Origin of the sequence: Pseudomarimonas salicorniae, assembly GCF_023156535.1 — a bacterium.
GTDB lineage: Bacteria > Pseudomonadota > Gammaproteobacteria > Xanthomonadales > Xanthomonadaceae > Pseudomarimonas > Pseudomarimonas salicorniae.
Map to the genome: position 1 here is coordinate 118,465 of NZ_JALNMH010000002.1, position 20,170 is coordinate 138,634.

The following is a 20,170-nucleotide window of genomic DNA, read 5'->3' on the forward strand; positions in this document are numbered from 1 at the left end:
CTTACTTCGCCGTGTAGACGATTTCGACGCGACGGTTCTGGCCCCAGCAGCTGTCGCTGCTGTCATTGCAGGTCGGGCGCTCTTCGCCGTAGCTGACAACGCTCAGCTGGCTGGCGCTGCCGCCGTTGCCCTGCAGGGCGTCGGAGACGGCGTTGCCGCGGCGCTCGCCGAGGCCGAGGTTGTACTCGCGGGTACCGCGCTCGTCGGCGTGGCCCTCGAGGGTGATGCGCGCGCTCGGCCGGTCACGCAGGTACTTGGCGTGGCAGCTCATGATCGCGGCGAACTCGGCCTTGACGTCGCTCTGGTCGAAGTCGAAGTAGACAACGCGCTGGCGCAGGCAGCTGTCGGTGTCGAGATCGGACGGATCGTACTTGCCGTCATCGACGGGAGCCGGAGCCGGGGCGGGAGCCGGCGGCGGCGGCGGCGGCGGAGCCTCTTCCTTCACCTTCTTGGCGCAGGCGGCCATCGTCGCGCAGAGCGCGGCGGCGAGCAGGATGCGGGTCATATTGTTCATTTCGGCGATACCTGTGGTTCGGGTGTGTGTCGGGGGGGGGTAGGACAACCAATTTACTTAACAGCTGGTACAGCCCGTCCTTGCTTTTCTTCAACGCTGCCGGAACGGCGACCAGGCGGGCTCCCGGACGTCGCCATCGGCTAGAACAAGACGCTGCCTGACCCGCGCATCGGCGGAGACTGCGTACAGCACACCGCGCCTTCCCTCTCGCGATGCGTACAGGACCATGCTTCCATTCGGGGCGAAGCTCGGCGACTCATCCAGGTTGCCGGGGGACAGGGTCAGGAACTGGCCCGGCTCGCCAAGGGTTTTGTCCAAAACCGCAATACGATAAACGTTTCCACTACCCTGCGCCATAGCCACCTTCTTGCCGTCGCAGCATACCGTGGCGCGGGCGTTGTACTCGCCCTGGAAGGTCAGCCGCTGCGGCTCGCCGCCGCTGGCCAGAACCTTGTACAGCTGCGGCTTGCCGGAGCGGTCCGAGGTGAAGATGAGGGAACGCCCGTCCGAGGTCCAGACAGGCTCGGTGTCGATGCCCCAGTGCCGGGTGATCTGGTTCAGCGCCTTGCTGCCGAGGTCCATGACATAGATCTCGGGATTGCCCGAGCGGGACAGGGTCAGGGCCAGCTTGCTGCCGTCCGGGGAGAAGGCCGGGGCGCCGTTGATGCCGCGGAAGCTCGCAACCACCTCGCGGGCGCCGGTGGCGATCTCCTGGATGTAGATCGAGGAGTTGCCGCGCTCGAAGCTGACATAGGCCAGCTTGCGGCCGTCCGGGCTCCAGGCCGGCGAGAGCAGCGGCTCGCGCGAGCGGACCACCGTCTGCGGGTTGTGGCCGTCGGCGTCGGCGATCATCAGCGAGTACTGGATGCTCTGGCCAAGACCGCTGGCGGTGACATAGGCGATGCGGGTCCAGAAGGCGCCTCGGATGCCGAGGATCTTCTCGTAGACCAGGTCGGCGATCTGGTGGGCGACGTCGCGCATGTTGCCGGGGCGGCCGGCCAGGGCGAGGCCGAGCAGGCGCTCCTGCTTGGCCACGTCCATCAGCTCGAACTCGGCGCGGTAGCCGCCGTCGCCGTTGTCCAGCACCCGGCCGACCAGCAGGAAGTCCTGCTTGAGCAGGCGCCAGGTGGCGAAGTTGACGTCCGACAGCCGCGCCGGCTTTTCGACGATGTCCTGCTCGGAGAGGGTGCGGAACGCGCCGGAGCGATTCAGGTCGGCGCGGATCACCGCGGCGATGTCGGTATCGGGCGCAACGCCGGTGCCGAGGTAGTCCATGCCGACCACGGCAATCGGCAGGGCGGCGGCGTTGCCGCCGATGATGTCGATCTCAAGCGCCTGGGCCTGGGCATGGCGCCCGGCAAAGAGGGCGGTGAGCAGGAGCACGCAAGCAAGTAGCAATCGGGGCATCGGTCTATTCACCGTCGTAGCGGAACGTGAAGAGGATCTCGCGGCGGAACACCGACTCATAGCCGCTGTAGGGCAGCGGCTGCGCCTTGAGCACCGCCGCCTCGATGGAACGCCGCGTGAGATCGTCAGCATTGCAGGGCGTGCTGACGCTGGCCTGAATCACTTCCCCCCCGGGAATCTGGACGATGCGCAGCGCGCAGCGAATTCCCGGGCGCGTCGACTCAGGCCGCAGCCAATTCTGCGTCACTGCCTGCTGGATGGCCAGCTGGTAGCGGCCGAGCAGGCTGTTGTCGACGCCGTTGTTGCCCAGCTGCTGCCCCGGGGGGGCCTCGCGAGGCTGGGCAGCGTCCGCCGCCTGGCGGCGGGCGTCGGCGATCTGCTGCAGGCGCTCGGCTTCCAGCTTGCGCTGGCGCTCGGCCGCCTCGCGCTGGCGACGGATCTCGGCCAGCTGCTTCTCGCGCTCCTCCTGCTGCTTGCGCAGGCGCTCGCGGCGCTCGACCTCTTCCTGGCGGCGCTGCTCCTCCAGCAGGACCTGCTCCTGGCGGCGGCGCTCGCGCTGCTCCTCGCGGGCCTTCTCCTCGGCCTGCTGGATGGCCAGCCGCGCAGCGGCCTCGGCATCGCGGGTGTCGGGCTGCGGCGGCGGCGCCTGGGGCTTGGGCTGCGGCGGCGTCTCGGCCTGCTGCGGAGCCGGCGTCGGCTTGGGCTGCGGCGGCGGCGCCGCAGGCGGGTCAGGCCGGGCCGGGCGCGGCGGCGCGCTGGCGGCAGACGGGGGCGCGCTCACCAGGGTGGCCTCCACCACGCTGCCGGCCACGCTGATCGGCGCCTCCTTGCGGGTCCACCAGACGCCGGCGCTGATCAGCAGTACGCAGAGCAGGTGGACGCCCAGGGACAGGCCGAAGGCGCGCAGGTTGTCACGCTGCGAGATCATCTGCGTAGCGCGTCCTCAGCGACCAGCCGGAGCGGCGGAATCGACCGGCGCACTCATCAGGCCGACCTTGGGCACGCCCGCCTGCTGCAGCTGGCCGAGCACGGCCATCACCGTGCCGTAATCGATCCGTCGGTCGGCGCCCACCAGCACCGGCACCTGCGGGTTCTGGCGCACGAAGGCGCCGATCTTGATCAGGAGGGTCTGCTCGTCGATCTCCTCGGACTTGGCGCCCTCGAGGGTCAGGTAGAAGCGGCCGTCCTGGGTGACCTCGACGATCACCGGATCCTTCTGCTGCTCAATCGGCCTCGCGTTCGACTGCGGCAGCTCGATGTCGACACCGAGGTTCAGCAAGGGCGCCGTGACCATGAAGATGATCAGCAGCACCAGCATGACGTCGATGTAGGGCACGACATTGATGTCGGCCTTCAGCTTGCGGCGCTTGCGGCGGTGGCCTGAAAAGGATGCGGACATGGCAGGGGCCTGGGTGGCGTGTTGGCGTGCGAAGGGGCGCTTGGCTGCGCCAGGGCTCAGGGGCTAGGGGCTAGGGCTCAGAAGAAGCGAAGGGCAAACGCTGACGGGTCCGTGCTCTTCTGAGCCCTGAGCCCTGAGCCCTGAGCCCTGAGCCCTGAGCCCTGAGCCCTGAGCCCTCCCTCAATGCTCTTCCGCATGCGACTGGCGCTGCAGGATCGAGCTGAATTCCTCGGCGAAGGCCTCGTAGCGCGAGTTCATGCGCTCGACCTTGGTCGCGTAGCGGTTGTAGGCCCAGACCGCGGGGATGGCGGCGAACAGGCCCATGGCGGTGGCGACCAGGGCCTCGGAGATGCCCGGGGCGACGGTGGCGATGGTCGCCTCCTTGACGTTTGCCAGGCCCTGGAAGCTGATCATGATGCCCCAGACAGTGCCGAACAGGCCGACGTAGGGGCTGATCGAGCCGACGTTGGCGAGGAACTCGAGGTTGTGTTCCAGATCGTCCATCTCGCGCGAGAGCTGGGCACGCATCGCGCGCTGGGCGCCCTCCAGCTGGGTGCGGGTATCGACGCCGCGCTTCTGCCGCAGACGGGCGAACTCGCGAAAGCCGGCCTCGAAGATCGCCTCCAGCCCGCCGATGCTGCGCTCGGGCTTGGTCGCCTCGCGGAACATCGCCGACAGGTCGACGCCGGACCAGAACTTCTCCTCGAACTGGTCGGCCGAACGCCGCGCGCCGTCGAGCTGTGCCTTTTTCCGGAAGATGATCATCCAGGACGCAATCGAGCCCAGCACCAGCAATGCCATGACCAGCTGGACCGGAATCGATGCGTGCAGGATCAGCACCCAGAGATTCAGGTCCTGGCCGATGACCGTGGCCGCGGCCGGAATCGTGTCGGCGGCGGCGGCGACCTCGGCGGGCAGCGCCTCGGGCGCAGCCGCATCCTGGGCCAGGGCCAGGGATGCCGGGACCAGCGCAGCCAGCGACACCGCGCCACGCAACCACCCATGCTTGCTCATCGTCACTCCGTTCCAGCTCGATCTGGCTGGTTGATCTGGTTGTCGGTGCCCGCCGGCAGCAGCCGGCGGATGTGTTCTGGGATGGGACTCGGCCTGAAGCGGCTGGCCGACAGGCACGCGGCGCGCACCGTGGCGGTCAGCAGCAACGCGCCGCCTTCCGGCGCCTGGCGCAGGATCGACTGTTGGAAGGACAGGCTGGCCCGCCCGACCACCACCCGGTCGACCTGCACCCGGAGCAGGTCGTCCAGACGCGCCGGCAATCTGAAGTCGATCTGCATGCCGCGTATGGCGAACACCCGGTCCTGCTCCGACTTCAGCGCCTGCTGCCCGACCCCCAGCGCACGCAGCCATTCGCTCCGCGCGCGCTCGAGGAAGCGCAGGTAGTTGGCGTGGTAGACCACGCCCCCCGCATCCGTATCTTCCCAGTAGATCGGTAAGGTGATGCTGAACGGAAGTTCGCTCACGGGCCGGACTCCGCCTCCGCCGCGAACAGGTCCCCGGCTCGGCCGGCCGGCGTGCGCAGGCCAAGATAGCGGTAGGCCTTGGCGCTGGCCATCCGGCCACGGGCGGTGCGGATGAGGAAGCCCTGCTGGATCAGGTAGGGCTCGATGACGTCCTCGAGCGTGCCGCGCTCCTCGGAGAGCCCGGCGGCCAGCGACTCGACGCCCACCGGCCCGCCGTCGAAATTCTCGATGATCGAGCGCAGCAGGCGGCGATCCAGCTCGTCGAAGCCCTCGGCGTCGACCTTCAGCATGCCCATGGCCTGGTCGGCCACCTCGCGGGTGATCGCCCCATCGGCCATCACCTGGGCGAAGTCCCGCGCGCGGCGCAGCAGGCGGTTGGCAATGCGTGGGGTGCCGCGCGAGCGCTTGGCGATCTCCGCCGCGCCCTCGGCCTCGCAGGCGATGCCGAGGATCTTGGCCGAGCGGCGCACGATGTCGGTCAGCTCCCCGGCCGAATAGAACTCGAGGCGCTGGACGATGCCGAAACGGTCGCGCAGGGGGCCGGTGAGCAGGCCGGCGCGGGTGGTGGCGCCGATCAGGGTGAAGGGCGGCAGGTCGAGCTTGATCGAGCGGGCGGCCGGGCCCTCGCCGATCATGATGTCGATCTGGAAGTCCTCCATCGCCGGGTACAGCACTTCCTCGACCACGGGCGAGAGGCGATGGATCTCGTCGACGAAGAGCACGTCATGCGGCTGCAGGTTGGTCAGCAGGGCGGCAAGGTCACCGGCACGCTCGATCACCGGCCCCGAGGTCTGCCGCAGCTGCACGCCCATCTCGTTGGCGATCACGTGCGAGAGCGTGGTCTTGCCGAGCCCGGGCGGGCCGAAGATCAGCACGTGGTCCAGCGCTTCGCCGCGCCGCTTGGCCGCCTCGATAAAGATCTTCAGCTGGTCCCGCACCGGCTGCTGACCAAGGTACTCGTCCAGCCGCTTCGGGCGGATCGAGGCCTCCAGCCGCTCGTCGTCGAGGGCAGCGTCGGGTGAGATTACGCGGTCGGTCATGGGGGGCCGGGATTCGGGAATCGGAATTCGGGATTCGCAAGCGCGGACCGCGACGATCCCGGTCCGCGGGCTTCGCCGGCGGCGCCCACCGGAGCCGGCGATCGCCTTGCAGCCCCGCTGAGCCGGGATCACGAATCCTCAAGCGGCACAGGCTAACCCAAGTTGCCGCTCCGGGTCTTGCGTGCCGCCCTTCCTCGACTCCGTTCGTGGTGAGGTATCGAACCGCGGACGGCGGCGCTGCGGAGCCCGTTCGGTCTTCGATACCTCAGCCCGAACGGCCGTAGCGCTGCGCGAGCCTTGTAGAGCAGGGTTGCCCGCGGCCGAGGTGTCTCGGCTTTCCCGCGCGGCGGGGGACACAGCGGCGCCGCGGTCGCGCCCAAGGGCACTCCCACAGGGAAGGGCCAGAACGCATCGATGGATCCGCCACCGCCCGCTGCAGGAGTAGGCTTGCCCGCGACCGCGGCGTGTCGGCTTTCCCGTGCGGGAGGAGACATCGCAGCGCCCGGCACCCCCCTCCCAGCCTCCCCCTACACCGCCTGCGGCGGCGCAAGGGGAGGGGCAGAATCCGGCAGCGCTTTCGCGCCCTGCCGCGGGTGGTCGCCGAGGACCCGAGTTCCGAGTCCCGCTCCGCGAACCTCCCCTCCTCGACCCCATTCGCGGTGAGGTATCGAACCGCGAACGGCGGCGCTGCGGAGCCCGTTCGGTCTTCGATACCTCAGCCCGAACGGCCGTGGTGCTGCGCGAGCCTTGTAGAGCAGGGTCGCCCGCGGCCGAGGTGTCTCGGCTTTCCCGCGCGGCGGGGGACACAGCGGCGCCGCGGTCGCGCCCAAGGGCACTCCCACAGGGAAGGGCCAGAACGCATCGATGGATCCGCCACCGCCCGCTGCAGGAGTGGGCTTGCCCGCGACCGCGGCGTGTCGGCTTTCCCGTGCGGGAGGAGACATCGCAGCGCCCGGCAACCCCCCCAGCCTCCCCCTACACCGCCTGCGGCGGCGCAAGGGGAGGGGCAGAATCCGGCAGCGCTTTCGCGCCCTGCCGCGGGTGGCCGCGGAGGACCCGAGTTCCGAGTCCCGCTCCGCGAACCTCCCCTCCTCGACCCCGTTCGCGGTGAGGTATCGAACCGCGAACGGCGGCGCTGCGGAGCCCGTTCGGACTTCGATACCTCAGCCCGAACGGCTGTGGCGTCGCGCCCGGTCGCAACGAAACGGATCCCGCGGCGACCCTGTCGCCCTAAGCCCTGACCGAGCGAAGCGAAGGCGAGCCGCGAAGCGGCCGAACCCTAGGCCCTAGGCCCTGAACCCCAGGCCCTGAGCCCTGAGCCCTAGCCCCTAGGCCTTCAACGCCGCCTTCAGCGCATGACGGATGAGCTCTTCCGCACTGGCGCCGTCGGGGGCGCCTTTCAGCAGTCGGGTGATTTCCTGCGGCTTGTAGCCGAGCTGCTGCAGGGCGACGCTGGCCTCGGCCTGGGGGTCGGCCGGGACGGCGCCGCGGGCGGGGACCGCGCCGCCGCTGCCGAAATCCGCCGCGCGATCGCGCAACTCGACCACGATGCGCTCGGCGGTCTTCTTGCCGATACCGGGAATCCGGGTCAGGGCGGTGACGTCGCTGCCCGCCACCAGCCGGGCGAACTCGGCGACGCTCACCCCCGATAGAATCGCCAGGGCGATCTTGGCGCCGATGCCGGTGACCTTCTGCACGTCGCGGAACAGCCTGCGCTCGGCCTCGGTGAGAAAGCCGTATAGCGAAACGCTGTCTTCCTTCTGCGCGTAATGGGTGAACAGGGTCACCTCGCGGCCGAGCTCGGGCAGGTCATAGATGGTGCTCATCGGCGCCTCGAGCTCGTAGCCGACGCCATTCACGTCGAGCATCAGCCATGGCGGCTGCTTGTACACCAGGTTCCCGCGCAAACGTCCGATCATCGCCTCCAACCCCTCCGTCGCATCATCTGGGCCGGCAAGACACCGGTTCTGTCCGCCAGCCCACGCGAATGGGCGTGGGTGATGGCCACCGCCAGCGCATCGGCGGCGTCGGCCTGCAACTTGGCGGTGAGGCCGAGCAGCACGCCGACCATGTGCTGCACCTGGGTCTTCTCCGCGACGCCCCGACCGACCACCGCGTTCTTGATCTGCATGGGCGAATACTCCAGCACCGCCAGGTCGCGATCCACGACCGCGCAGATCGCTGCGCCACGGGCCTGGCCGAGCTTCAGCGCCGAGTCCGGATTCTTGGCCAGGAACACCCGCTCGATCGCCACCTCGGCGGGCTGGTATTCGGCGATCAGCGCCTGCAGCCCATCGAAGATCGCCTTCAGCCGGCGCGGGAAATCCTTCTCCCCGCCCACCACCAGGGCGGTGTGGAAAACATGCGTGCAGCGACCCGTCGCATCGGCATCGACGATGCCCACGCCGGTGCGCTGGGAGCCGGGGTCGATGCCGAGGATTCTCGTCATCGCGCGCCTCGGGCGCTTGATCCGTGATTCGTGATTCGGCCGCCTAGCGGCAACGGCGGCTGCGCCGCCTGCGCCTTCGCTGCGCTCGGTCGTGATTCGTGATTCGCAAGAGCAACAGCCCGACTACCTGCAGCGAAGAGGCACGGCGTAGCGGAGGCCAAGCTCCCTGGCGCCAGCTCGGCTTCTGACGAATCACGAATCACGAATCACCAATCACAAGTCAGGAGTCACGAATCACCAATCACGCTGTTACTCATACGCATCCCCCGGCAGGTCGGCATTCGAATACACCGACTGTACGTCATCGAGTTCCTCGAGCCGGTCCAGCAGCTTGGCGACCTGTTTGGCCGTCTCGCCATCGACGCTGACCTGGGTCTCGGCGCGGAAGGTGATCTCGGATTCGTCCGGCGGGTGGCCAGCGCCGATCAGCGCGTCCTTCACCGCCTGGTAGTCCTCGGCCGAGGTCAGCACCTCGATCGAGCCGTCCTCCGCATTGACCTGGATGTCCTCGGCGCCGGCCTCGATGGCCGCCTCGGTGATGGAGTCCTCGTCGGCGCCGGGGGCGTAGCTGAGCACGCCGCAGCGGTTGAACAGGAAGGCCACCGAACCATCGGTGCCGAGATTGCCGCCGAACTTTGCGAAGGCGTGGCGCACGTCGGCCACGGTGCGCTGGCGGTTGTCGGTCATGCAGTCAACGATCACCGCCACGCCGCCCGGGGCATAGCCCTCGTAGCGCGGCTCCTCGTAGGCCACGCCCTCCAGCTCTCCGGTCGCCTTCTTGATCGCGCGCTCGATGTTGTCCTTGGGCATCGAGGCGGCGATGGCCTTCTCCACCGCGAGGCGCAGCCGCGGATTGCCGGCGGGATCGCCTCCACCGACGCGCGCGGCGACGCTGATCTCGCGGACCAGCTTGGTGAAGATCCGGCCGCGCACCGCGTCCTGCTTGCCCTTCCTGTGCTGGATATTGGCCCATTTGGAATGACCGGCCATGCGTGCTCCGTGCTGTCCAAAACCAGCCGGCCATTATACGGAGGCTAGGCGAAGCGGCCGTGCCGCAGCCATCGGGCCGTGGCCCGGGCCACGTCGGCCGCGAACAGCAGCCCGCTATGGCTGTGCGGCAGACAGAGGTGATCGGCGAGGCCGGGGACCCGGGTCTCGGCCACGCTGACCGTGCCGTCGTGCGGCCGCTCCAGGCGCGAGAGCCACTGACCGGCGCCGAGCGCCCGGGTACCGGCGATCATCCCGACCTCCCGGCCTGCCGGCGTCGAAACGCCCTGCTCAAGAAGCGCCCGGCTGCGACCGCCGAGCCAGGACAGTCCGAGTTCGCGAAGGCGACGCGCTGAGCGGCTGCCGGCGAGGGGGGATCCCAGGCAGACAATCCGCCCTGTCGGCAGGTCCGGGCGCGCCGCCGCCAGGGTCAGGGCAAGCACGCCGCCCAAGCTGTGGCCGACCAGATGCACCAGCCCCGGACCGAGCACCGCGACGAGGCCCGCGAGCCGATCGAGGGTGTCCTCGGGCCGGGCCCGCAGGCTCGCGTGATCGAAACAGCGGGGGTCGAAGCCTTCGGCCCGCAGCCTCGCGGCGAGCGGGCGCATGATCAGCGCCCGCATCCACAGGCCGTGGATCAGGATCACCGGCTCGCTGCCGGGCCGTGGCTCGGTCATCCGCCGTGCCCGGAACGAAAACGGCCCGACTCGGAGCCGGGCCGTTCCCGTTCATGCGTGGACCGCACGGCCGGATCGCGGAGCCTACTTCGCCGCGACCAGGGCCTCGGTCATGTCCAGCATGCGGTTGGAGAAGCCCCACTCGTTGTCGTACCAGGACAGCACCTTGACGAAGGTGCCGCCGGTGACCTTGGTCAGCGTGCTGTCGTAGACCGAGCTGCGCGGATCGTGGTTGAAGTCGCAGGAGACCAGCGGCTTGCTGTTGATGCCGAGGATGCCCTTCAGCGCGCCGTTGGCGGCCTCGGTCACGGCGGCGTCGATCTCTTCCTTCGTGGTGGCGCGGGCGGCGGTGAAGCACAGGTCGACCACCGAGACATTGATCGTCGGCACGCGCATCGCAAAGCCGTCGAGCTTTCCGTTGAGCTCGGGCAGGACGAGGCCGACCGCGGCGGCCGCGCCGGTCTTGGTCGGGATCTGGCTCATGGTCGCGCTGCGCGCCCGGCGCAGGTCGCTGTGGTAGACGTCGGTCAGCACCTGGTCATTGGTGTAGGCGTGGATGGTGGTCATCAGGCCGTGCACGATGCCGACCTTCTGGTGCAGCACCTTGGCCAGCGGCGCCAGGCAGTTGGTGGTGCAGGAGGCGTTGGAGATCACCTCGTGCTTGGCGGTCAGCTGATCGTGGTTGACGCCGTAGACGAAGGTGCCGTCGACGTCCTTGTCGCCCGGGGCCGAGATGATCACCTTCTTCGCGCCACCGGCGATGTGCGCGCCAGCCTTGGCCTTGGAGGTGAACAGGCCGGTGCACTCGAGGACCACGTCGACGCCCAGCGAGCCCCAGGGCAGCTTGGACGGGTCGCGCTCGGCGAAGACCTTGATCCGGTCGCCCTTGACCACCAGGTCACCGCCGTCCACCGACACGTCGTGCGGGAAGCGGCCGTGGGCGGTGTCGTACTGGGTCAGGTGGGCATTGGTCTCGGCATTGCCGAGGTCATTGACCGCGACCACCTCGATGGCGCCGTTGCGGCCGGACTCGTACAGCGCGCGCAGCACGTTGCGACCGATGCGGCCGTAGCCATTGATGGCGACCTTGATTGCCATGGGCTGAGAACTCCTTGGGCTGTTGATGCGTTGGACCCGCGCGGCGATTGCGGCCCGCCGGCACGGCTGGAAGGGCGCCGGATTGTAGCAAGCCATGCGAAGCCGCAGCCCGGACCGCTACCATGCCCGCCATGAAACCCTCCCCCGCCCAGCATGCCGAGATCCAGGCCGCGGTCGCCGCCCTGCGCCGCGGCGAATGCATCGGCCTGCCGACCGAAACCGTCTATGGCCTGGCCGCCGATGCCCGCGACCCGCAGGCGGTGACCCGGATATTCGCCCTCAAGAAGCGCCCCGCGGACCACCCGGTGATCGTCCACCTGCCGCGCAGCGCGCGCCTGTCCGAGTACGCCGCCAGCGTTCCCGAGGCCGCGCGCAAGCTGGCCAGGGCCTTCTGGCCGGGCCCGCTGACCCTGATCCTGCCGCGCGCCGGCTGGGTGCCCGACATCGTCACCGGCGGCCAGAAGACGGTCGGCCTGCGGATGCCGGCCCATCCGGTGGCCCAGGCGGTGCTGCAGGCCTTCGGCGGCGGTCTCGCCGCGCCCTCGGCCAACCGCTTCGGCCGGATCAGCCCGACCCGGGCCGAGCATGTCCGCGCCGAGTTCGGCGAGTCGCTGCCGATCATCCTCGATGGCGGCGACAGCGAGGTCGGCATCGAGAGCACCATCGTCGACCTCTCCGGCCCGACGCCGCGGATCCTGCGCCCCGGCATGATCGGCCGCGAGGCGATCGAGGCGGTGATCGGCCCCTTGGCCGACGCCGATGCCTCGCCGGCGCCGCGGGTCTCAGGGGCGCTGGACAAGCACTATGCGCCGCGCGCCCGGCTGCGCCTGCTGCCGCGCGACCGGCTTGGCGATGACGGCATCTTCCGGGTGCTGGTGCTGGGCGAGATGCCCGGGGGCTGGGAGGGACTCTCCCTGCCGGCCGAACCGGTGGCCTATGCCCATGGCCTGTATGCCGCCCTGCGCGAGCTGGACGGCGAGGACGGCCGGGAGATCCGCGTCGAGACCCTGCCCGAGGGCGCCGCCTGGGACGCCCTGCGCGACCGCCTGCGCCGGGCCGCGGCCGGCAGCGGCGGCGAGAGCTGAGCCCGCACCGCCGACCGGCGGCGCGGGCCCCGGCGGTTCAGCGCCGGCGGGTCGACTGCAGGTAGCGGAAGAACTCCGAGTCGGCGTCGAGCATCAGGGTCGAGTTCTCGCCCAGGCCGCGGTAGCTCTCAAGGGTGCGGAAGAAGGCGTAGAACTCCGGATCGGCGCCATAGGCCTCGCCGTAGATCTTGGTCGCTTCGGCGTCGGCCTTGCCGCGGATCTCCGCGGCCTGGCGCTCGGCCTCGGAGCGGATCTTGCGCAGCTCGCGGCCCATCTCGCCGAGGATCTCCGAGCTGCGGCCCTGGCCTTCGGCGCGGAAGCGCTCGGCGATGCTCTGGCGCTCGGAGATCATCCGCGTCTCGACCTGGCGGCGCACGCTGTCGATGTAGTTGATGCGGCGGATGCGCACGTCCATCAGTTCGATACCGAGCCCCGGCATCTGCTTGGCGGCCGCGGCGAGGATCTCCTGCTCGAGCTTCTCGCGGCCCTTCTTCGGCTTCTCGAGATCGACGTTCTCGGCCAGCGCGCCTTCCTCGACCAGGGCCTTGGAGTCGACCTTCCAGTCGGCCGAGCGGACGATCTCCTCGAGGTCGGTGCCGGAGATGATGTCGCGGGTCACCGAGTCGATGATGTCGTCCATGCGGGTACGCGCGCCGTACTCGTCGCGCACCGAGCGCAGGAACTTCAGCGGATCGGCGATCCGCCAGCGCGCGGTGGTGTCGACCAGGACGAATTCGCGACCCAGGGTCGGGATCTGGCTGACGTCGCCGTCCCAGTCAAGCAGACGCTTGTCGAAACGGCGCACCTCCTGGACGAAGGGCAGCTTGAAGTGCAGGCCGGGGTCGGCCACCACATCGCCGACCGGCTCGCCGAACTGGACGATGATGGCCTGCTCGGCCTGGTCCAGGCGGTAGGTCGCCGAGCTCAGGACCAGAAACAGGGCAAAGCCTGCGATCAGGGCGATGGCACCTTTCATTGCGCGTTCTCCTTGTCCTTGCTGCCCTGGGCATCACGCAGGCGCAGCAGCGGCAGCGGGGTGGACTGGCCGTCCTGGACCACCACGATCGAACCGATCTTGGGCAGGACGCGATCGATGGTCTCGAGGTACATGCGGGTTCGGGTGACCTCGGGTGCGGTGCGGTACTCGGACAGGATCGAACGGAAGCGCGCGGTCTCGCCGAGCGCGCCGTTGACCCGCTCGGTGGCATAGCCCTCGGCCTCGGCGATGGTCCGGTTGGCCTCGCCCTGCGCCCGCGGGATCACCTGGTTGGCCTGCTTGGTGGCCTCGTTGATCATCCGCTCGCGCTCCTGGCGGGCTTCGTTGACCTCGTTGAAGGCCGGCTGCACCGCCTTGGGCGGCACCACGTCCTGCAGTTCGACGGTGACCACCTGGATGCCAGTACCGTACTTCTCCATGGCCTCCTGGATCTCGTCGCGGGCGAGGTTGGAGATCTCCACGCGCCCGGTGGTCAGCACCTCGCTGCCCAGCCGGTTGCCCACCGCACGGCGCATCACCGACTCACTGATGTCGCGCAGCGAGCGGGTCGGGTCGCGCATGCCGTAGAGGAACTTCATCGGGTCGGCGATCCGGTACTGCACCACCCACTCGACATCGACGATGTTGAGATCGCCCGAGAGCATCAGCGACTCGTCCGGATAGTCGGTCTCGGAGTACTGGCTGCGGGTGCCGTCGCTGCCGGAGGTGCGGAAACCGAACTCCTGCTTCAGCACGCGCTCGGTGGCGACGAACTCGACCGTGTCGATGCCGAACGGCGCCTTGAAGTGCAGGCCGGGGTCGGCGATCTTGATCACCTCGCCGAAGCGCTTGACCACCGCGCGCTCTTCCGGCTGCACCGTGTAGTAGGTGCTCATGACGAACCACAGGGCGATCAGCCCGATGCCGATCACTCCGGCCATGTAGCCGCCCTTGCCGGTCCCGCCGCCGCCCCGGGGTGGCCCCTTGCCGCCCCGGCCGCCGCGCCCGGCCTCGCTGCGCACCTTCTCGAAGATGGCGGAAAGATTGATCGTGTTGTTGCTCATGCTGTCTCCCCGTACGACATCCGGTCGTGATTCCCCAAAGACGCCAGTGTGCCGCAATCGTGACTGCCGGGCCCGCCCCGGGCGCCGCCGAGGCCACCAATGCATTCGTTTGCGCGCGGTGTTGCGCTGCATCAGGGCAGGGTAATCTTGGCGGATGAACCGTATCGACCATGACAGCCCAGGCAGCGAGCGCAGCAAGCTGCGCGACATCGACCTTCCGCCCACCGACCAGCCCCTGCGCGACGATGTGAATCGCCTCGGCGCCCTGGTCGGCGAAGTCATCGCCGAGCAGGAGGGCGAGGCCTTCTTTGCCGAGGTGGAGCGCCTGCGCCGCGCCGCGATCCTGCGCCGGGAGTCCGGCGAGGATGCCGGTGAGCTGGCCGCCGAGCTGGTCGGCCGGCCGCTGCCCGAGGCCGAGGCCCTGGTCCGCGCCTTCGCCAGCTGGTTCGGCGCGGTCAACCTGGCCGAGCGGGTGCACCGCATCCGCCGCCGCCGCGACTACCAGAAGGCCGGCGCCACGCCACAGCCCGGCGGCCTGCAGGCGGTCTGCGCCGCGCTGGCCGAGGAGGGCGTCGACCGCGAGGCGTTTGCCGCCCTGATGCAGCGCCTGCACATCGAACCGGTGTTCACCGCCCACCCCACCGAGGCCGTGCGCCGGGTGCTGCTGGAGAAGGAGCGCGATGTCGTCCGCGGCCTGGTCGCCGACATCGACGGCTCGCTGACCCCGCAGGAGCGCGCCACGGACTGGGCGCGCATCCGCACCGCCCTGACCGCCGCCTGGCAGACCTCGGAAGACGCCCCCGAGAAGCCCACGGTGCTCGACGAACTGGAGCACGTCGGCTTCTATCTGACCGAAGTCCTCTACCGCGTGCTGCCGACCTTCCTCGCCACCCTGCGCGAGGCCACCGGCGTCGATCCGGCCGGCCTGCCCCTGCTGCGTTTCGGCACCTGGGTCGGTGGCGACATGGACGGCAACCCGAACGTCGGCGCGGCCACCATGCGCGCTGCGCTCAAGCGCCAGCAGGCCCTGCTGCTGGCCGCCTACAAGCGCGACATCAGCAAGCTTTCCCTGCTGCTCAGCCAGTCCGAGGAGCGTATCGGCTTCAACGACGACCTGATGCAGCGCATCGGCGAATACACGCTGCGCTTTGCCGAGACCGCTTCCAAGGCCAACGCCCGCCATCGCAACATGCCCTACCGCCAGCTGCTGCGCCTGATCAGCGCGCGGCTGGCTGCCACCCTGCGCGACGAGCGCAGCGGCTACGAGGGCCCGGAGGGCTTGCGCGCCGACCTGCAGCTGATCCTCGACAGCCTGCGCCAGCACCGCGGCCAGCACGCCGGCGCGGTCGAGGTCGAGCGACTGATCCACCGCGTCGACGCCTTCGGCTTCCATCTCGCCACCCTCGACCTGCGCCAGGATTCACGGGTCCATGAGGACGCGCTGTCGGTGCTGCTCGGCGATTCCGAGTGGAGCAGCCGGACGGTCGAAGCTCGCTCGACGCGGCTGGTCGAGCTGCTCGAGGCCGCGGCGCCGGAGTGGAACCTCAAGGCCGAGTCGGCGCAGTCGGTGCTCGACGTGTTCCGCGCCCGCCGCGAGCTGCGCGAACGCTACGGCGCCCGCGCCTTCGGTCCCTACATCGTCAGCATGAGCCGCAACAGCGCCGACGCGCTGGCCGTGCTGGCCCTGGCCAAGGCCGGCGGCGATGCGCTGCCCGACGGCAGCATCCCGATCGACGTGGTGCCGCTGTTCGAGACCGTCGATGACCTCGACGCCGCGCCGGACGTGCTGCGCAGCCTGCTCGGCCAGCCGTTCTACCGCGAGCACCTGCGCCGCCGCGGCGAGCAGCAGATGGTCATGCTCGGCTATTCGGACAGCGCCAAGGACGCCGGCCTGCCCGCCTCGCGCTGGGCGATCCAGCGCTGCCAGATCGCGCTGGGCTCGATCGCCGCCGAGGCCGGCATCTGCCTGCGCTTCTTCCACGGCCGCGGCGGCTCGGCCAGCCGCGGCGGCAGCAAGACCGAACGGGCGATCATCGCCGCGCCGCGCGGCAGCGTGGACGGTTACTTCCGGCTCACCGAGCAGGGCGAGGTGATCCACCGCAAGTACGGCATCCGTGCCCTGGCCCTGCGCAACCTCGAGCAGATGAGCGCCGCCGTGCTCCGAGCCAGTCTCAGGCCGCGTCCGCCGGAGCCGCGCGAGCAGGTCTGGCGCAAACGCATGGAGTCGCTGGCCCAGGAAGCGCGGCGGGTCTACCGGGCGATGGTCCACGAGACCCCCGAGTTCATTCCCTACTTCCGCGAAGCGACCCCGATCGACGTCATCGAGCGGCTCAAGCTCGGCTCGCGCCCGGCCAAGCGCGCCGCCGGCGGCCAGGCCGGCGTCGAGTCGCTGCGGGCCATTCCCTGGGTCTTCGCCTGGTCGCAGAACCGCTCCGGCTTCACCGCCTGGTACGGTGCCGGCAGCGCGCTGAAAGCGGCGATCGCCGAGCACGGCGTCGAGGCCCTGGTCGAGATGGCCCGCGACTGGCCCTTCTTCGGCACCTTCATCGACGACATCGAGATGGTCCTCGCCAAGAGCGACATGGGCATCTTCTCGGAGTACTCGAAGCTGGCCGCCGGCCACGAGGCGCTGTTTCCGGTACTGAACGCCGAGTTCCAGCGCACGCGCGAGGCGATCCTCGCCCTGCGCGGCGCCGACGAACTGCTCGCGGGCGATCGCCGCCTGTCCCTGTCGATCCGCCTGCGCAACCCGTACGTCGACCCGATCAGCCTGCTCCAGGTCGACCTGCTGCGCCGCTGGCGCGCCGCCGGCCGCGAGGAGGACGCCCTCTTCCACGCGCTGGTGGCGACGGTCAACGGCATCGCCGCCGGCGTGCAGAACACGGGCTGATGGCGCAGCTTGCTGCGCTGCGCTGAGGGCTAGGGGCAACCGCTGGCGCTCTGCCCAGGGATCAGGGACTAGGGGCTAGGGCTCAGGAACAGCCAAGGCCAGCTGCGCGCGCTGCTCTTTGCTCATGAGCCATGTCCGAGCGAAGCGAAGGCGCCCGCGCAGCGGGCGAACCCTGGCCCCCCTCCCTTGCCCCACCCCACTTCCCAACGCCATCCTTGCCACCCCACAGATCAAGGAGGATCCGCCCATGCAGTTCGCTTCGGACAACTGGGCCGGCGTGGCCGAGCCGGTGATGGCGGCGCTGCAGCATGCGAACGCGGGCCTGGCCCCGGCCTATGGCGGCGATGACCTCACGCGAGCCGTCGAGCGGCGCTTTGCCGAGGTCTTCGATCACGAGGTCGCGCTGTTCATGGTCAGCACCGGCGGCGCGGCCAATGCGCTGGCGCTGTCGGCGCTGTCGCCGCCCTGGGGCATGGTGGTCTGCCATGCCGAGTCGCATATCCAGATGGACGAATGCGGCGGGCCGGAGATGTTCACCGGCGGGGCCAAGCTTCTGCCCGTACCCGGCCCCTCGGCGAAACTCACGGTGGAGTCGGTACGGGCCGCGCTGCGCGGCTTTCCGGAGCGCCCCCCGCACGGCTGCCCGCCCTCGGTGCTCTCGCTGACCCAGGCCACCGAATGCGGGACGGTCTACACCCCGGCCGAGCTGACGGCGCTCGGCGCGCTGGCCCGCGAGCAGGGGCTGCGCGTGCATATGGACGGCGCCCGTTTCGCCAATGCGGTGGCCACGCTGGGCTGCCATCCGGCCGAGATCAGCTGGCGCGCCGGCGTCGACGTGCTCTGCTTCGGCGGCACCAAGAATGGTGCGATGGCCGCCGAAGCCGTGCTGTTCTTCGACCCCGGCCTCGCCCGCGACTTCGCCTTCCGCCGCAAGCGCGCGGGCCAGCTGTGGTCGAAGCAGCGCTTCCTCGCCGCCCAGTTCGAGGGCCTGCTCGCCGAGGACGCCTGGCTGCAGCTGGCCGGCCAGGCCAACGCGATGGCCCGGCGACTGGCCGAAGGCCTCGCCGCCATCGACGGCGTCGAGATCGTCCATCCGTGCCAGATCAACGAGGTCTTCGTTGCCTTTCCCGATGGCGTGGCCGAGGCCCTGCGCGCCCGCGGCGCGGCGTTCTATCCCTGGATCACGCCCTGCGATGAAACCGGCGGCCGCACCCAGCGGCTGATCTGCTCCTTCGCCAGCAGCGCCGACCAGGTCGACGCCTTCCTCAAGGCCACCGCCGACTGCGTGGCCGCCGCGCGCAAGGCCTGAACCGCGGCGGCGAAACCTGATGCCTCACGCACGGCCGTGGGGCTCGCACGGCAACTGGCCTTGGGCAATACCGCATCGAGAATCCGCCCCCATCCGGGCCGGGGAATCCAGACCCCGCCACGCGCCCACGCCCAACCGGACCGAAGTATCGGAGACCCATCACGCCGCGACACCCGTTCGGGCTGAGGTATCGAAGTCCGAACGCCTCCTCAGTGCAGGGCTTTCGCGGCCCGAGGCTCAGTCTCGATCCGCCTGCCAGGGCAGCGCATCCAGATCGACATTGCCACCGGACAGGATCATCCCCACCCGCAGCCCGGCAAAGCGCTCGCGATGCGCCAGCAGGGCCGCCAGCGGCACCGCGCAGGAGGGCTCGATGACCAGCTTCAGTCGCTCCCAGATCAGGCGCATGGCCTCGATGATCGGCGCCTCGTCGGCCAGCAGGATGGTTTCCAGATGCTCGCGCAGGATGCTGAAGGTCAGCGGGCCCAGTTCGGCGCGCAGGCCATCGCAGATGGTGGGCGTCGGCCGGCCGGTGATGCGCTCGCCGGCGAGCAGCGAGTCGTGCGCGTCGCGGGCCTTCTCCGGCTCGGTGCCAATCGCGCGGATCGCCGGGTCGCGGTAGTGGGCGGCCAGGGCCGCGCCCGACATCAGCCCGCCGCCGGATACCGGCGCCATCACCACGTCGAGATGGCCCACCTCATCCAGCAGCTCCACCGTGGCGGTGGCCTGGCCGGCGATCACCCGGGTGTCGTTGAATGGATGCACATAGCTGGCTCCGGTCTCGGCGAGGACTTCCCGCGTCGCTGCATCGCGCGCCGACTGCGATACCTCGCAGGGCACGATGCGCCCACCGAAGGCCTCGATGGCGCGCAGCTTGATCCGCGGTGCACTGCGCGGGACGACCACGGTCGCCGCGATGCCGCGCTCGCGACAGGCCAGCGCCACTGCGGCGCCGTGGTTGCCCGAGCTCTGCGTCACCACCCCGCGCGCCGCCTCCTCGTCGCTCAGCGAGAACACCGCATTGCAGGCGCCGCGGAACTTGAAGGCGCCCGCGCGCTGCAGGTTCTCGCACTTGAAGTGGATCTCGCAGCCGGCCAGCGCCTCGATCGAGCGCGAGCGCAGCACCGGCGTTCGCCGGGCGTGAGGGGCAATCCGGCGCGCCGCATCGGCGATGTCCGCGGGGGTCGGAATGGAATCGGGAAGCTGCATGCGGGGAGCGGTCGGGAACGGGAAGCCGGCATCGTACCCGGGGGAGGCAGCCCGGGGCAGGGATCAACCCTCGCCGGACGCCGCGCCCAGGCTCGTCGAGCCGCGCGCGCCAGACCCTCATAGGGTGCGCTTGACCGCACTGGGCATACCGTCCGAAGCCCCGTATCGGTGCGTCCTAGCCGCAACCAGTGGAGCTTCGTCGCCGCGCAGCGGAGCCATCGCCGGCATGGCCCGCCGCGAGGACGGCTTCACCGTCATCCTCAAGGCCGATCAGATCATCGGCGAGGAGCTGCTCGACGGCCTCGGGAGCCTCGCCGCCTAGCCGCTCGGCGATTGGCAAGTCCGGGCGCGAAGAAGACCTTCCACAACACCCGAATGTAGGAGCCAGCTTGCTGGCGATCGTCCCATCCGGGGCGCCTATCGCCAGCAAGCTGGCTCCTACAGCGGGACCGGGGCGAATGCGAATTTTGCGCCCCTTCCGGCCCGTGCGGCGCCCCGCCCTTTGGGGTGTTCCACTCCCGCCCCGATCGCGGCCGTACACTGTCGACCCTCGCGCCCGACCGCCGGGCGCTGCCACAGGAGACAAGC

General features: G+C 69.8%; 18 protein-coding genes. 3 read left to right on the top strand and 15 right to left on the bottom strand.

Annotated features, from left to right (window positions below; translation table 11 throughout):
- Position 1 precedes the first annotated feature (1 nt).
- The 12 genes from pal to gap form a co-directional block, all read right to left on the bottom strand.
- Positions 2-514 (bottom strand): peptidoglycan-associated lipoprotein Pal, encoded by a 513-nt coding sequence (gene pal, locus M0G41_RS03040; RefSeq protein ID WP_248204906.1) that lies wholly within the window; start codon positions 512-514, stop codon positions 2-4.
- A gap of 90 nt (positions 515-604) precedes the next feature.
- Entirely contained in the window at positions 605-1,933 is a 1,329-nt protein-coding gene (gene tolB, locus M0G41_RS03045) for a Tol-Pal system beta propeller repeat protein TolB (RefSeq protein WP_248204908.1), read from the bottom strand.
- The gene (gene tolA / locus M0G41_RS03050) at positions 1,926-2,849 is read right to left on the bottom strand and encodes a cell envelope integrity protein TolA (RefSeq protein ID WP_248204910.1); all 924 of its coding nucleotides are present in this window, start codon (positions 2,847-2,849) and stop codon (positions 1,926-1,928) included. The genes tolB and tolA overlap by 8 nt, the downstream gene beginning before the upstream one ends.
- Positions 2,850-2,864: 15 nt before the next feature.
- The gene (gene tolR, locus M0G41_RS03055) at positions 2,865-3,320 is read right to left on the bottom strand and encodes a protein TolR (RefSeq protein WP_248204911.1); all 456 of its coding nucleotides are present in this window, start codon (positions 3,318-3,320) and stop codon (positions 2,865-2,867) included.
- Between the two features lie 180 nt (positions 3,321-3,500).
- Positions 3,501-4,334: a protein TolQ gene (tolQ, locus tag M0G41_RS03060; protein ID WP_425511225.1), complete on the bottom strand. Its 834-nt coding sequence runs from the start codon at positions 4,332-4,334 to the stop codon at positions 3,501-3,503.
- A gap of 2 nt (positions 4,335-4,336) precedes the next feature.
- Positions 4,337-4,798, bottom strand: a complete 462-nt coding sequence (gene ybgC, locus M0G41_RS03065) for a tol-pal system-associated acyl-CoA thioesterase (RefSeq protein ID WP_248204913.1) — start codon at positions 4,796-4,798, stop codon at positions 4,337-4,339.
- The gene (gene ruvB, locus M0G41_RS03070) at positions 4,795-5,838 is read right to left on the bottom strand and encodes a Holliday junction branch migration DNA helicase RuvB (RefSeq protein WP_248204915.1); all 1,044 of its coding nucleotides are present in this window, start codon (positions 5,836-5,838) and stop codon (positions 4,795-4,797) included. The genes ybgC and ruvB overlap by 4 nt, the downstream gene beginning before the upstream one ends.
- A 1,328-nt stretch (positions 5,839-7,166) precedes the next feature.
- Entirely contained in the window at positions 7,167-7,757 is a 591-nt protein-coding gene (gene ruvA, locus M0G41_RS03075; protein WP_248204916.1) for a Holliday junction branch migration protein RuvA, read from the bottom strand.
- Positions 7,754-8,287, bottom strand: a complete 534-nt coding sequence (gene ruvC / locus M0G41_RS03080) for a crossover junction endodeoxyribonuclease RuvC (protein WP_248204918.1) — start codon at positions 8,285-8,287, stop codon at positions 7,754-7,756. Before ruvC ends, ruvA begins: the two co-directional genes overlap by 4 nt.
- Before the next feature lie 249 nt (positions 8,288-8,536).
- Entirely contained in the window at positions 8,537-9,277 is a 741-nt protein-coding gene (locus tag M0G41_RS03085; RefSeq protein ID WP_248204921.1) for a YebC/PmpR family DNA-binding transcriptional regulator, read from the bottom strand.
- 44 nt (positions 9,278-9,321) lie between these two features.
- Entirely contained in the window at positions 9,322-9,921 is a 600-nt protein-coding gene (locus M0G41_RS03090) for an esterase/lipase family protein (RefSeq protein WP_248204923.1), read from the bottom strand.
- 114 nt (positions 9,922-10,035) lie between these two features.
- Positions 10,036-11,049, bottom strand: a complete 1,014-nt coding sequence (gene gap / locus M0G41_RS03095) for a type I glyceraldehyde-3-phosphate dehydrogenase (RefSeq protein WP_248204925.1) — start codon at positions 11,047-11,049, stop codon at positions 10,036-10,038.
- 131 nt (positions 11,050-11,180) lie between these two features.
- On the opposite strand from gap, the gene M0G41_RS03100 reads away from it, so the two are divergent.
- Positions 11,181-12,134, top strand: coding sequence for an L-threonylcarbamoyladenylate synthase (locus M0G41_RS03100; protein WP_248204927.1), 954 nt, complete (start codon positions 11,181-11,183; stop codon positions 12,132-12,134).
- 37 nt (positions 12,135-12,171) lie between these two features.
- Here M0G41_RS03100 and hflC read toward each other — a convergent pair whose 3' ends face one another.
- Positions 12,172-13,110, bottom strand: coding sequence for a protease modulator HflC (gene hflC, locus M0G41_RS03105; RefSeq protein ID WP_248204929.1), 939 nt, complete (start codon positions 13,108-13,110; stop codon positions 12,172-12,174).
- Positions 13,107-14,174 carry an FtsH protease activity modulator HflK gene (hflK, locus tag M0G41_RS03110; RefSeq protein WP_248204930.1) on the bottom strand — a complete coding sequence of 356 codons (1,068 nt, stop codon included), beginning with the start codon at positions 14,172-14,174 and terminating at the stop codon, positions 13,107-13,109. The genes hflC and hflK overlap by 4 nt, the downstream gene beginning before the upstream one ends.
- 154 nt (positions 14,175-14,328) lie before the next feature.
- On the opposite strand from hflK, the gene ppc reads away from it, so the two are divergent.
- Together ppc and M0G41_RS03120 are read left to right on the top strand one after the other, a co-directional pair.
- On the top strand, positions 14,329-17,064 hold the full coding sequence (gene ppc / locus M0G41_RS03115) for a phosphoenolpyruvate carboxylase (protein ID WP_248204932.1): 2,736 nt from the start codon (positions 14,329-14,331) through the stop codon (positions 17,062-17,064).
- Positions 17,065-17,311: 247 nt separating this feature from the next.
- Entirely contained in the window at positions 17,312-18,373 is a 1,062-nt protein-coding gene (locus tag M0G41_RS03120) for a threonine aldolase family protein (RefSeq protein WP_248204934.1), read from the top strand.
- Positions 18,374-18,610: 237 nt separating this feature from the next.
- Here the strand turns inward: M0G41_RS03120 and M0G41_RS03125 are convergent, their stop codons facing one another.
- A complete protein-coding gene (locus M0G41_RS03125; protein WP_248204936.1) occupies positions 18,611-19,582 on the bottom strand; it encodes a threonine ammonia-lyase in 972 nt (323 codons plus the stop codon).
- Between the last annotated feature and the right edge of the window lie 588 nt (positions 19,583-20,170).